Origin of the sequence: Streptomyces sp. NPDC090032 (assembly GCF_044748025.1) — a bacterium.
Taxonomy (GTDB): Bacteria; Actinomycetota; Actinomycetes; order Streptomycetales; family Streptomycetaceae; genus Streptomyces.
Map to the genome: position 1 here is coordinate 463,521 of NZ_JBIVFF010000001.1, position 12,926 is coordinate 476,446.

Sequence of the window (12,926 nt, forward strand, 5' to 3'; positions counted from 1 at the left end):
CCGGCCGCGGCACTGCGCGCACTGAACATGTGCGCGAGCCGCGTGAACGGTACCAGTGTGATGAGTGACCTGCCCACTACCGCGGCGATCCGGCCACGAGGCCCCGACTACGGCTCCAGCGACCGCAGATACTTCACCGTCGCCGGGTCCGCCGGCAGGAACGTCTCGATCGCCAGCTCGGCCACCGTCACGTCCATCGGGGTGTTGAACGTCGAGATCGACGACACGAACGACAGGACCTGCCCGTCGTGCTCGATCACCATCGGCAGCGCGAAGTACGGCACCGCCCCGGCATCCTCCCCGCCGTCCTTTTCGTGGCCCCCGGCATCCCTGTCTGTCACCGGATACGCCTTGACCTCGTCGTACACCGCGCGCAGCGCCTCCGACCGGTCCAGGGCGATCTGCCGCTCCATCTGCGCGAGGAGATGCCCGCGCCACTCGCGCAGGTTCCGGATCCTGGGCGCGAGGCCCTCCGGGTGCAGGGTGAGCCGCATCGCGTTGAGCGGCGGAGCCAGCAGCGCCTCGGGAATCCCCTCCATCAGCATCGCGATGCCCCGATTGGCGGCGACCACCGTGTACGTCGCGTCCACCACCAGGGCCGGATACGGCTCGTAGCCGTGCAGCAGCCGGTCCAGGCCCTCCCGCAGCGCGCCCATCGACGGGTCGTCGAGCGGGGTCTCCGCGAACCGAGGCGCGTAACCCGCCGCCAGCAGCAGCGCGTTGCGCTCCCGCACCGGTACCTCAAGATGCTCCGCGAGCCGCAGGACGAGCTCCTCGCTCGGCCGCGACCTGCCCGTCTCCACGAAGCTGAGATGCCGGGCGGACGAATCGGCGCGCAGGGCGAGCTCCAGCTGGCTCACCCGCCGCCGTTCCCGCCACTCCCGCAGCAGAGGACCGATTCCGGACTGGCGAGAACGCGTGGCAGTCGACATGCCACGACCGTAGCGGAGGGGCGCGCGGCGCCACCCCTGTGGGACGCTGGAACTCCTCGCACATCACAGGGAAAGGACCTGGTCATGCCCTTGGAGCCGCTGTCCCAGAAGGAGATCGAGGACCGTCTCGCCGAGCTGCCCGGATGGAGCGTGGCCGATGACAGACTCACCCGCACCTACCGCCTGGCCAACCACTTCGCGGCCACGGCCCTCGTCGTGCACATCGCGCAGATCCAGGACGAGCTCGACCACCACTCCGACCTCACCCTCGGCTACAACACGGTCGACCTGTCCGTGAACACCCACAGCGTGGGCGGCGCCCTCACCCACCTCGACTTCGGCCTCGCCCAGCGCGTCCAGGAGATCGCCCCCACCCACGGCGCGAGCTGACCGCCGGTGCTGGACTACGACAGGGAAGCCGTGGTCTACGACGCGACCCGCGGCGGCATACCCCGCGCCCGGTCGGCAGCCGAGGCCGTGCTCGGCCTCGTGCCGCCCACCGCCCGTACCCTCCTCGACCTGGCCTGCGGCACCGGCCTTGGGGCCCCACCCGGCCGGGCCTGCGCCCCGTCGGCATCGACATCGCGCCCGGCATGCTGCGTGCCGCGGCCCCCCGCCTCGACGGTGCCGCCGTCCGCGGCGACGGCCGCCAACTTCCGTTCCGCAGCGCCTCCGTGGACGTCGTGACCGTGATCTGGCTGCTGCATCTGCTGCCCGACGCGCGCCCCGTCGTAGCCGAGGCCGCCCGCGTCCTGCGGCCCGGCGGCGTCCTCGTGACCACCGTCGACAAGGCCGCTGCCCACGACGTGGGCAGCGACATCGACACCCTCGTGGCCCCCTGCCGCGGCCGCCTCCGCTCCGGCGCGGCCGCAGGCGTCGCCGCCCACGCCGCCGCCCACGGACTGCGGCCGAGCGGCGAGGCCCGCTTCCCCGGACACGGCCAGGGCCGCACCCCGAGGCGCCTCGCCGACGACGTGCGGCGCGGCAGGATCCACGCGGGCGGCGGCGCCGCGCTCGCCGACCGGCTCGCGGCGCTCCCCGACCCCGAACTCCCCCGCTCAGAGCCGGAGTTCACCGTGCACGCCTTCACGCGACACGCCTGACGCGAGATCGGTGCGCCGCGTCGAGACGAGCCCGCTGACCCCGCTGCCGGGCCCCGCCCAGCGCGAAGCGGCCCGCGCCACGCCCGCCCGGAACCCGACGGCTGGGCCAGAGCGGTCGTCCCCATCGAGTCCGTCGACCATGCCCACGACGAGTCCCTGCGCCTCGGCGCCGATCCAGGTACTGGAACCCGCCGAACTGCGGCGCCGCGTCCAGGCCACGGTCGAAGCCTCGCCCTCCTCTATCGGTGAACCCCGGCCTCACACACGTGTGCCCCGCGTCCGGACGGAGGCGGGGCACACGAAGCCGTACGCGTGGAGCTATCAGGCCATGTCGAAGGTCGCCGGGTCGGGACCCAGGCGACGGTCCTCGTTCAGCGCGCTGATCGCGGCGATGTCCTCGACGTCCAGCTCGAAGCCGAACACGTCGATGTTCTCCACGATCCGCGACGGCGTCACGGACTTGGGGATCACGACATTGCCGAGCTGGACGTGCCAGCGCAGCACGACCTGAGCCGGTGTACGCCCGTGCTTCTGGGCGATGGCGACGATCGCGGGGACCTCCAGAAGGCCCTTGCCCTGGCCCAGCGGCGACCAGGCCTCGGTGGCGATGCCCTGCTCCGCGTGGAACTCACGCGCGGCGCGCTGCTGGAGGTGCGGGTGCAGCTCGATCTGGTTGACCGCCGGGATGATCGACGTCTCGCCGAGGAGGCGCTCCAGGTGCTCCGGAAGGAAGTTGGAGACACCGATGGCCTTGGCCCGGCCGTCGGCGTAGATCTTCTCGAAGGCCTTGTACGTGTCGACGTAGCTGTCCTTCGAGGGCAGCGGCCAGTGGATCAGATACAGATCGAGGTAGTCGAGGCCCAGCTTGTCGAGGGAGGCGTCGAAGGCGCGCAGCGTCGCGTCGTAGCCCTGGTCGGCGTTCCACAGCTTCGTCGTGACGAAGAGCTGGTCGCGGGCGATGCCGGAGGCGGCGATGGCCTTGCCGGTGCCCTCCTCGTTGCCGTAGATCGCGGCGGTGTCGATGCTGCGGTACCCGGCCTCCAGGGCCGTCGCGACGGCCGTCTCGGCCTCGGCGTCCGGCACCTGCCAGACGCCGAAACCGAGCTGGGGCATCTCGACGCCGTTGTTCAGGATGATCGGGGGGACCTTGCTCACGAGCTCTCGATCCTTCGCGTTGTCGGTTGGTACTCCCATCGTCAACGATCACGGCCCAGGACGCATTCCCGTTCACGGCGTGTTCACAGCGCCGCCCCGGCGCACGCTCAACCGGCCGAACCGAGATAGGCGTCCCGCACGGCCGGGTCGGCGCGGACGGCCGCCGGGGTTCCCTCGGCCAGCACGGTGCCGAGGTCGAGGACGACAATGCGGGAGCAGAGGTCCATGACGAAGGTGACGTCGTGCTCGACGAGGAGCACGGCGCAGCCGCGTTCGTCGGCCAGATGGCGGATGACAGATTTCAGCTGACGGATTTCCTCATCCGTCATTCCTGACGCGGGCTCGTCGAGCAGCACGACCCGCGCCCCCTCCACCCCCGCCCTGGCCAGTTCCACCATGCGTGCCTGGCCCACGGGGAGCGCGCCCGCGTACTCCCCGGCCAGCGCGTCGAGGCCGCACGCGCGCAGCATCGACGCCGCCTGCTCGCGGCGCCGGCGCTCGTACGCCCGTCTGGTCGGCGCCGCCACCAGGTCGGCGGCGAGCCCGCCCCCGCCGCCCCGCCACTCCTGCGCCACCAGCAGGTTGTCCGCGACCGTGAGCTGGCCGAAGAGCTGCTGGCGCTGGAACGTGCGGCGCATCCCGTGGCGGGCCCGCCATACGGGGGAGCGGCGCGTGATGTCCTCTCCGTCGAGGAGGACACGGCCCTCGTCGGGGCGCCGGATCCCGGAGACGACGTCGAAGAACGTGGTCTTGCCCGCGCCGTTCGGGCCGATGAGTCCGCACACCTCGCCGGGGCGCAGCGTCAGGCCGACCCCGTCGAGCGCGCGGACGCCGCCGAACCGGACACCGACCCCGGTCGCTTCGAGTACGGGTCCCTCGGTGGTCCCGCTCATGGCCGCACCGCCCCTTCCTCTTCCGCCTCCGTGTTCTGGGCCGTGCCGGGTCCGCTCGCGGCGAGGCCCAGGTAGGCCTCGGTGAGCCGGTCGGCGCGCACCTCGGAGCGCGGGCCGCACCACGAGACGCGGCCCCGGTCCAGATAGGCGACGGTGTCCGCGACGCCGAGGATCTCGGTGGCCTTCTCCTCCACGAGGAGCAACCCCGTTCCCGCGTCGCGGAGTTCGGTCAGCAGCCGGAACACGTCCTCGACGATGCGCGGCGCGAGGCCGAGGGACGGTTCGTCGGCGATGAGGACGCGGGGCGGCTCCTGAAGGAGCGGGGCGAGGGCGAGCAGCTGCTGTTCGCCGCCGGAGAGCGCGCCCGCGGCGACGCCCCGGCGGGCGGCGAGTCCGGCGAAGCGCTCGTACACGGCGTCGCGCGCGTGCTGGTCGGGGAGGTGCAGGGTGAGGTTCTCCTCGATGGTGAGGGCGGGGAAGATGCCGCGCCCTTCGGGGGCGAGGAGCACGCCGGCCCGCGCCCTTCGGACGGGGCCCTCGCGCGTGACGTCCCGCCCGCAGACGTAGACCTGACCCCGAAGGGGTGTGAGGAGTCCGGCCGCGGTGCGGCAAGTCGTGGATTTCCCGGCGCCGTTGGGGCCGAGGAGGGCGACGATCTCGCCGGGGTGGACGGCGATGCCGACGCCGTGCAGGACGGGAGCGCCGTCGTATCCGGCGTGCAGGCCCCGCAGTTCGAGGACCGGCGGGGTGCCGCCTTCCTGAGGGGGAGTGGGTGCCGGACCCGTCGACTCGGACACTTCGACGCCCGCCGCCCCCGGCTTCGTACTCCTGCGCCTGTGCCGTCGTACGGAGATCGCCGCGCAGTACCCGTCCGGGTCGTTGGCGAGTGCGAGGCCTGCCAGGCCGAACAGGACGACCGGCAGGTGGACGGAGTCCGTGACGTAGTCCGCGACGAGGTGCGGCACGATCGCGTAGACGAGACCGGCGACGACCGCGAACTGCGGGCGCCGCACCCCTGCCGCGACGACCACCGCGAGCCAGATCAGTCCCGTCATCGCGGTGAAGTCGGTGGCGGTGACACGGGTGTTGTACGACGCGTACATCACGCCCCCGAAGCCCGCCAGCCCGGCCGAGAGGGTGAAGAGGAGGAGTTTGGTGCGGATGACGGAGACGCCGGAGGCCATCGCGGCGGCGGGTGCCGAGCGTACGGCGAGCATCGCGCGGCCCGAGGGGGAGTTGCGCAGCGCGGCCAGGGCGGCCACGGCGGCGGCGCACAGGACGACCATCGCGACCCCCATCGCCCGGTCGTCGCTCAGGTCGACGGGTCCGAAGACGGGGCGCGGGATCTCCCAGCCGGTGTCGCCGTTCCTCAACCAGCCGATCTGGAAGAGGACTTGGTCGGCGAGGAAGGCGAGGGCGAGCGTGGCGAGGGCGAGGGTGCGGCCGCCGAGGCGCAGCGCGGGCAGTGCCACGAGTGCCCCCAGGACGGCTGCGACGCAGGTGCCGACGAGCGCCGCCGCGATGAACGGCCAGCCGTGGCTCATCAGGAGCCCGGCCACGAGTGCCGCGCCGGTGACGAAGGTGGCCTGCGCGAGCGACACCATCGCGCCGAGGCCCGTCACGACGGTGAAGGAGACGAAGACGAGGGAGAGGGCGAGACCCTGGGCGAGGATGCCGCTCCAGAACGGGGTCGTCACCGTGTAGAAGGAGGCCGCGAGCAGCACGGCGGCCACCGCCCACGGCCCCCATGTGCGCGCCCAAGGGCGGCCCGCGAGGTAGTCGACGGGCGGTGCGTCGACGGCGGCCGTGCCCGCTGTGCGCGCTCGCCGGGTGAGCAGCAGGAGTCCGGCGAAGAGGATCAGGAACGGGACCGCGGTGCGAAAGCCCGTGATGCGTTCGGCGAAGGAGGCGTACCCGGCGACGAGATTCTGCAGGACGCCGAGGCCGAGTCCGCCCGCGAACGCGATGGGTACGGAGGCGAAGCGCCCGAGGACCGCGGCGGTCGCCGACACGAACAGGAACAGCGTGAAGTCGTGGGCGGACAGGCCGAGCAGGGGTGTCGCGAGGACGCCGGCGAGGCCCGCGAGGCCGGACGACAGCATCCAGGCCACGGTGGACAGCCGGTCGGCGCTCATGCCGCGCAGTTCGACGAGCGAGCGGTTGTCGACCGCGGCCCGCAGGCGCAGGCCGAGGGTGGTGTGACGCATCAGGATCCACAGGCCGAGCGCGACGGCGGCGGTCGCCACCCACGTGATCAGCTGGTCGGAGTCGATGCCGACGCCGTCCATCAGCTGCCAGTTCTTCGCGGGGCTCGGGCCGACGCCCGGCAGCCCGAACTGGTTCTCGGCGGGCTTCACGGACACCCCCGCGTCGTCGAGCAGCTCCACCACCCACAGGCCGAGCGCGGGCAGCGCGACGAGCAGGCCGATGGTCGCGACGATCTGCGCGGTCTCGCCGACGCGCGCCAGCTTGCGGAACATCAGCCGGTCAAGTCCCCATCCCAGCAGGGGAGATACGACGCAGACGAGGAGGAGCGCGGTCGGTACGGCGGGCCAGCCGAGGCCGGAGTGGAGTTCGTAGAAGGTGAGCGCGCACAGATAGGCGGTGGCGCCGTGGGCGAAGTTGAAGAGGCCGGAGGCCGAGTAGGACAGGACGAGGCCGGTGGCGAGGAGCGCGTACAGCGCACCCGACACGAGCCCGCTCAGCACGAAGGCCAGCAGGTCGGACATGCGGGGCGCCCCCTACTTGAACGGGATGGGCTCGTAGCACTTGAAGGGTGACGAGACGTGGTACGCGCCGTTCTCGAGCTGGACGAGGGCGCCGCAGCCGAAGGACTCCTTCTGTCCCTTGGGCAGGGCGCGGTCGCCGACCATGGTGCCGGTGTCGGAGAACCCGTCCGCGGCCTTCTGGAAGGAGGCGACGGTCAGGTCCCGGCCGGCCTTCTGCGCGATGGAGAGGAACAGATCGGCGGACATGTAGCCGGTCATCATGTGCATGTTGAGCGGCACGTCCTTCCCGCCCGACGCTTTCCTGATGTCGGCCTTGAACTGCTTCATCGCCGCCGTGCGCGACTCGAACGGCTCGAAGGTCAGCAGGATGTGCACCCCGTCGAGCGCCTCCTTCGTCGCGCTCTTGGCGAGCAGGCCCGGGTCGTAGTCGGTCGGGTCGGTGAGGACGCCGTGGTACCCGCCGCGCTTGACGGCGGTGAACAGGCCGATGTTGTACGGGGTCTGCATGACGGAGACGACGATGTCGGGCGCCTTGCCGCCGTCACTGCGCAGGATCTCCTTGGTGTACGCGGACCAGTCGCTCGGTACCGAGGTCGCGGGCACGGACGACTTGGCGTAGGTGACCTTGTATCCGGCGGACGTGAAGCTCTGCTTGTAGGTGCGGATGGCGAAGGTGCCCGCGTCGTTGTCGTTGGCGAGGATGGCGACCGTCTTGCCCTTCGCGCCGTGCGTGACCTGCTTGAGGCCCTCGGGCCAGGTCTGCGAGATGGTGCCGCCCGGCATCGGGACCATGCAGCCGCCGAAGCCGTAGACGTAGGTGGGTCCGCAGAACGAGGGGAGCGTGCCCCAGCCGAAGGTGGGGACCTTCTGCTTCTGGAGGAAGTCGGCGCCGGAGAAGGTGACCGAGCTCATCGGGGAGATCGCGAACACCTTGTCCTGCTGGACGAGTTTGCGGGCCGCGGCGAGGTTCTTGGCCGGGTCCTGGCCGTCGTCCTCCGCGCCCAGGTAGTCGATCTTCCTGCCGTTGATCCCGCCCTCCGCGTTGGCGCGCGCGAAACGGGCCTTCGCGCCGAGGTCGGTGTCCTTCTTGCTGTAGCCGCTGGCGGTCGTCATGGAGACGATGCCACCGACCTTGATGGCGTCGTCACTCACTCCGCGCACCGAACTCCCCTTGCTGTCGGGGGAGTTGCTGGTGGCCGCGGAGTTGCAGGCGGTGGCGAGCAGCAGTGCCGCCACAGTGGCGGTGATGGTGCGGACAGTTCGCGACACGATGGGCCCCCTCCGTCGGGTGAGGGTGATTCTGTGTGCGACCTGATGAACCGTCAATAACTGACGCATCGGTAATTGATGAACCGTCAGAAACGGCTCGCGGCCGGGTCAGGGCCTGGTGGCGGGGTTACCGTCGGGAACGTACCGGCGCGGCATCAGCCCCGGTACAGCGCCTCGACCTCCTCCGAGTACGCCGTCTCGATCGCCTTCCGCTTCAGCTTCAGGGACGGCGTGAGCAGCCCGTGCTCCTCGGTGAACTGGTAGGCCAGTATCCGGAACGTACGGATCGACTCGGCCTGCGAGACCAGGGTGTTGGCCGCCACGACGGCCCTGCGCACCTCGGTCTCCAGGTCCGGGTCGTGGACGAGCTGGGCGGGCTTCAGCGGCGGCTTGCCCCGCATGTTCAGCCAGTGCTCGACGGCCTCGGCCTCCAGCGTGACGAGCGCGGCGATGTACGGCCGGTCGTTGCCGACGACGATGCACTGCGCGACCAGCGGATGGTCGCGCACCCGCTCCTCCAGCTGCTGCGGCGAGACGCTCTTGCCGCCGGAGGTCACCAGGATCTCCTTCTTGCGGCCGGTGATCGTCAGATAGCCGTCGTCGTCGAGCGCGCCGAGGTCGCCGGTGGCCAGCCAGCCGTCGTGCAGGGTGGCGTCGGTGGCCTTCGGGTCGTTGAGATACCCCTGGAACACGTTGCCGCCGTACAGCCAGACCTCGCCGTCGTCGGCGATGTGGACCGTCGTGCCGGGGATGGCCTGGCCGACCGTGCCGTAGCGGGTCTGCTCCGGCGGGTTCGCGGTCGCCGCGGCCGTGGACTCGGTGAGCCCGTAGCCCTCGTAGATCGTGACACCGGCGCCCGCGAAGAACAGACCCAGGCGGCGGTCCATCCCCGAGCCGCCCGACATCGCGTGCCGCACGCGGCCGCCCATCGCCTCGCGGACCTTGGAGTAGACGAGCTTGTCGAAGATCGAGTGCTGCATGCGCAGCGACGCGGACGGCCCGGGGCCGGTGCCGAACGCCTTGGCCTCCTGTGCGTCCGCGTACTTGACGGCGCACTCCACGGCCTTGTCGAACGGCCCCGACTTGCCGTCCTTCTCGGCCTTGCGGCGGGCCGCGTTGAAGACCTTCTCGAAGATGTACGGCACGGCGAGGATGAAGGTCGGTCTGAACGCCTGCAGATCGGGCAGCAGCGCCGCCGCGTTGAGCTGCGGCTGGTGGCCGAGCTTCACACCGCCGCGGACCGCGGCGATCTGCACCATGCGCCCGAAGACGTGCGCGAGCGGCAGGAACAGCAGGGTCGAGGCCTCGTCGCCGCGCTTGGAGTGGAAGACGGGCTCCCAGCGGCTGACCATCGTGTCCGCCTCGAACATGAAGTTCGCGTGGCTGATGACGCAGCCCTTGGGGCGGCCGGTGGTGCCCGAGGTGTAGATGATGGTGGCGATGGAGTCGGGGGTGACGGCGCGCCGGTGGCGGTGCACCACCTCGTCGTCGATGTGGGCGCCGGCCTCGATGAGGTAGGGCACGGGATCGGAGTCCAGCTGCCACATCCGGTTGAGCGTGGGAAGGCGGTCGATGACGGTGGCGATCGTCATCGCGTGGTCCTCGTGCTCCACCATCGCGGCCGACACCTGCGAGTCGTGCAGGGTCCAGAAGACCTGCTCGGCGGAGGCGGTGGGGTAGATCGGCACGACCTGGGCGCCGATCGTCCACAGCGCGAAGTCGAAGAGGGTCCACTCGTAGCGGGTCCTCGACATGATCGCGACGCGGTCGCCGAAGCGGACGCCCTGGGCCAGCAGCCCCTTGGCGAGCCCGAGGACCTCGTCACGGAACTCGGCGGCGCTCACGTCGAACCAGCGGCCCGCGTCGTCCTTGCGGCCGAGCGCGACGCGCAGCGGATCTTCGAGGGCATGGTCGAACACGGCGTCGGCCAGGCCGCCCACCGGCGGCGCCGACGCCAGAGGGGGATTGGTGAACTCGCGCAATGTTGCTCCTTGTGGCGCTCCGCACAGCGCCGGTGACGGTACCCCACCGCGCGCCCCGGCGGGAGGGGCCCATATGCGCCGGAGCGCGCGGAATATGCACTGGTCAGCCGGTGAAATACGGCCACAAGGGGAAGGGCGGGACAGAATTCTTACGGTTCAGTAAGTTTCGGTGGCGTAATCTCCACGGAATCTGTACGGAGCGCTTACCGGGGGTCTGCTGCGGGCTTTTTGGGCGGACTGGTCGCTTCCGATTTCTCCACGGAGGGTCCACGACCGTCATCGGTGGCTCCGGCGGTGGCCGGTTCGAGCGGACGGCCGGACGCCCGCGGCGCCCTCACCAGCACAAGGACCAGCACGCCGGCGACGAGCGCCGCACAGCCCGAGACCACGGACGCCGCGTTCAGCCCCGACGCGAAGGCCACCCGCAGCGCGTGTTCCGGAACCACCCCGTCCAGGGCCCGCGCCCCGCCGCCCGCGAGCGTGTGCGCGGCGCCGTGCGACAGGGAGTGCTGCATCGTCGATGTCAGTACGGTGCCGAGGACCGCCACCGCGAGCGCGTAGCCGAGCTGGCGGAACGTGTTCACCGCGCCGCCCGCCATGCCCGCACGCTCCGGCTCCACCGCCGCGAGCGCGGCGCCCGCGATCCCCGGCGAGACGAACCCGGTCCCGACGCCGACCAGTACGAGGCCGGGCACGAGCGCCGTCCACGTCGAGCCCGGGTCGAGGACCGCCTGGCAGAACAGGCCGGCCGCGATCAGGACGAGGCCGCCACCGATGGTGAACCGGGCCGGCACCCCGTGCAGCAGCCGCCCGCCGGTGACCGCCACCGCGACCGAGGCGCCCGACATCGTCAGGAAGACCAGGCCGCCGTGGACGGGGCTCATGCCGAGCAGGGTCTGCAGCCAGATCGAGGTGTAGGGGACGACGCCGAACGCGGCGCCGTTGAACGCGAGTGCCGCCGCCATCACCCCGACGAACGCCGGCTTGCGCAGCAGGGTCAGGTCGAGCAGCGGATGCGCGCTGCGCCGCTCGACCACGACGAACGCGACCAGCGCGAGCGCCGCCACCAGGAACGCGGCGGTGGTCCCGGCCGACGCCCACCCCTGCGATCCGGCCCGTACGACCCCGTACGTCGCCGCCCCCGCGAAGCTCGCGAACGCCGCCGTGCCCGCCCAGTCGACCCGCCGCCCGCGCGGCCCTCGCGACTCGGGCACCACCCGCAGCGTCAGCCACACCGACACCACGCTCACCGGCAGATTGATCCAGAAGATCCACCGCCAGCCGGGCCCCTCGGTCATCACGCCGCCGAGCACGGGGCCGATCGCGGCCGCGCCGCCGCTCACCGCGCCCCACACCCCGAGCGCAGCCGAGCGCCGCTTGCCCTGGTAGACGGAGCCGAGCAGCGGAAGCGTCGTCGCGAACATCGCCGCGGCGCCCACCCCCTGCACCATCCGCGCCGCCACGAGCATCCCCGGCCCGCTCGCGAGACCGCAGCCCAGCGACGCCACCGCGAACAGCGCCACGCCCGCCACATGCACCCGGCGCCGCCCGAGTATGTCGGCGGCGGCCCCCATGCCGAGCAGCAGCGCGGCGAGCGCCAGCGCATAGCCGTCCATCACCCACTGCAGATCGCTCAGTGACGCGTGCAGGCTGCGCGCCATGTCGGGCAGCGCCACGACCACGATCGTCACGTCCAGCAGCAGCATGAACGTTCCCAGACAGACCGCGGTCAGCGGTCCCCATGTACGCATCCTCAACAGCTCCTCGCCCGATGCCTTACCGATGTCAGGCTCGTACGATGGGCCGCGCACGGCGGATCCCGGTGCTCAGAGGCCAGGGACCGAAGGAATCCGACATCAGGAGCGCGCAGTCCGATGGAATCCCCTCCTTTCGACGAGCTGGATCTGAAACTGCTCCAGGCCCTCGACGTCGACGGCCGCGCCCCCTTCAGCCGGATCGCGGCCGTCCTCGGCGTCTCCGACCAGACCGTCGCCCGCCGCTACCGCAAGCTCGTCGCCGAGGGCGGCCTGCGGGTCGTCGGACTCCAGGACAGCCTGCGGCTCGGCCACGACCACTGGATGCTGCGCCTGCGCTGCGCCCCCGAAGGCGCCGAGGCCATCGCCGCCGCCCTGGCCCGCCGGCCCGACACCGCCTGGATCAGCCTCACCTCGGGCGGCACGGAAGTCGTGTGCATGATCGTCCCGCGTACCCAGGGCGACCACGACGACCTGCTGCTCGGCAAGTTGCCGCGCACCCCGCACATCGTCGAGATCCGCGCCCTGCAGATGCTGCACCGCTTCTTCGGCGGCCCGGACGGCTGGCTCGTCAAGCACGGGCCGCTCACCGCGGACCAGGTCGCGGCGCTCGGCCCCCTCGCGCACCACCCCGGGGCCCCCGTCCGCATCACCCCCGACGACGCGGCGCTGACCGCCGTACTCAAACGCGACGGCCGCGCCGGATACCCCGAACTCCAGCACGCCACGGGCCGTTCGGAGTCGGCCGTGAAGCGCCGCCTCGACCAGCTCCTCGCCGCGGGCTCCCTCTACATCGACATCGAGTACGACACCATGCGCCTCGGCTTCACCCATGCCGCCGTCCTCTGGATCACCGCGGCCCCCGCCTCCCTGGACACCGTCGGCCGCGCCCTCGCCGGGCACGAGGAGATCACCTACGCCGCCGCGACCGCCGGCCCCTCGAACCTGGTCGCCACCGTCGCGACCCGGGACACCGCCGACCTGTACGCGTACATCAGCGGCAAGCTCGGCCGGCTCGAAGGGGTACAGCACGTCGAGACGTCGCCGTACATCCGGCGGGTCAAGCGGCTGACGTACCAGCCGCCCATCCGCTAGCGCCTCTGCAGCGC

The 12,926-nt window shown here is 71.5% G+C and carries 10 protein-coding genes and 1 pseudogene; 3 read left to right on the forward strand and 8 right to left on the reverse strand.

Going from position 1 to position 12,926, the window contains the following annotated elements; all coding sequences use genetic code 11:
* Positions 1 to 107: 107 nt before the first annotated feature.
* Entirely contained in the window at positions 108 to 932 is an 825-nt protein-coding gene (locus ACIPWY_RS02045) for a helix-turn-helix transcriptional regulator (RefSeq protein WP_362901632.1), read from the reverse strand.
* 84 nt (positions 933 to 1,016) lie between these two features.
* Between ACIPWY_RS02045 and ACIPWY_RS02050 the strand changes: the two genes are divergently transcribed.
* Together ACIPWY_RS02050 and ACIPWY_RS02055 are read left to right on the forward strand one after the other, a co-directional pair.
* Entirely contained in the window at positions 1,017 to 1,322 is a 306-nt protein-coding gene (locus ACIPWY_RS02050; RefSeq protein ID WP_362901634.1) for a 4a-hydroxytetrahydrobiopterin dehydratase, read from the forward strand.
* A 6-nt stretch (positions 1,323 to 1,328) separates the two neighbouring features.
* A pseudogene (locus ACIPWY_RS02055) lies at positions 1,329 to 2,035 on the forward strand (class I SAM-dependent methyltransferase).
* Here ACIPWY_RS02055 and ACIPWY_RS02060 read toward each other — a convergent pair.
* From ACIPWY_RS02060 to ACIPWY_RS02090, 7 genes are all read right to left on the reverse strand, one after another.
* A complete protein-coding gene (locus ACIPWY_RS02060) occupies positions 1,991 to 2,254 on the reverse strand; it encodes a hypothetical protein (RefSeq protein WP_393699845.1) in 264 nt (87 codons plus the stop codon). The pseudogene ACIPWY_RS02055 and the gene ACIPWY_RS02060 overlap by 45 nt on opposite strands.
* A gap of 102 nt (positions 2,255 to 2,356) precedes the next feature.
* Positions 2,357 to 3,148, reverse strand: a complete 792-nt coding sequence (locus ACIPWY_RS02065; protein WP_401532161.1) for an aldo/keto reductase — start codon at positions 3,146 to 3,148, stop codon at positions 2,357 to 2,359.
* A gap of 149 nt (positions 3,149 to 3,297) precedes the next feature.
* Positions 3,298 to 4,083, reverse strand: coding sequence for an ABC transporter ATP-binding protein (locus ACIPWY_RS02070; protein ID WP_401532042.1), 786 nt, complete (start codon positions 4,081 to 4,083; stop codon positions 3,298 to 3,300).
* Positions 4,080 to 6,812 (reverse strand): ATP-binding cassette domain-containing protein, encoded by a 2,733-nt coding sequence (locus tag ACIPWY_RS02075; RefSeq protein ID WP_401532043.1) that lies wholly within the window; start codon positions 6,810 to 6,812, stop codon positions 4,080 to 4,082. Before ACIPWY_RS02075 ends, ACIPWY_RS02070 begins: the two co-directional genes overlap by 4 nt.
* A 12-nt stretch (positions 6,813 to 6,824) precedes the next feature.
* A complete protein-coding gene (locus tag ACIPWY_RS02080) occupies positions 6,825 to 8,081 on the reverse strand; it encodes an ABC transporter substrate-binding protein (protein ID WP_401532044.1) in 1,257 nt (418 codons plus the stop codon).
* 155 nt (positions 8,082 to 8,236) lie between these two features.
* On the reverse strand, positions 8,237 to 10,063 hold the full coding sequence (locus ACIPWY_RS02085; RefSeq protein WP_362901644.1) for an AMP-dependent synthetase/ligase: 1,827 nt from the start codon (positions 10,061 to 10,063) through the stop codon (positions 8,237 to 8,239).
* Between the two features lie 203 nt (positions 10,064 to 10,266).
* Positions 10,267 to 11,814 (reverse strand): MFS transporter, encoded by a 1,548-nt coding sequence (locus tag ACIPWY_RS02090; RefSeq protein WP_401532045.1) that lies wholly within the window; start codon positions 11,812 to 11,814, stop codon positions 10,267 to 10,269.
* Between the two features lie 123 nt (positions 11,815 to 11,937).
* On the opposite strand from ACIPWY_RS02090, the gene ACIPWY_RS02095 reads away from it, so the two are divergent.
* Entirely contained in the window at positions 11,938 to 12,912 is a 975-nt protein-coding gene (locus ACIPWY_RS02095) for an Lrp/AsnC family transcriptional regulator (protein WP_393699836.1), read from the forward strand.
* The last annotated feature ends 14 nt before the right edge of the window (positions 12,913 to 12,926 follow it).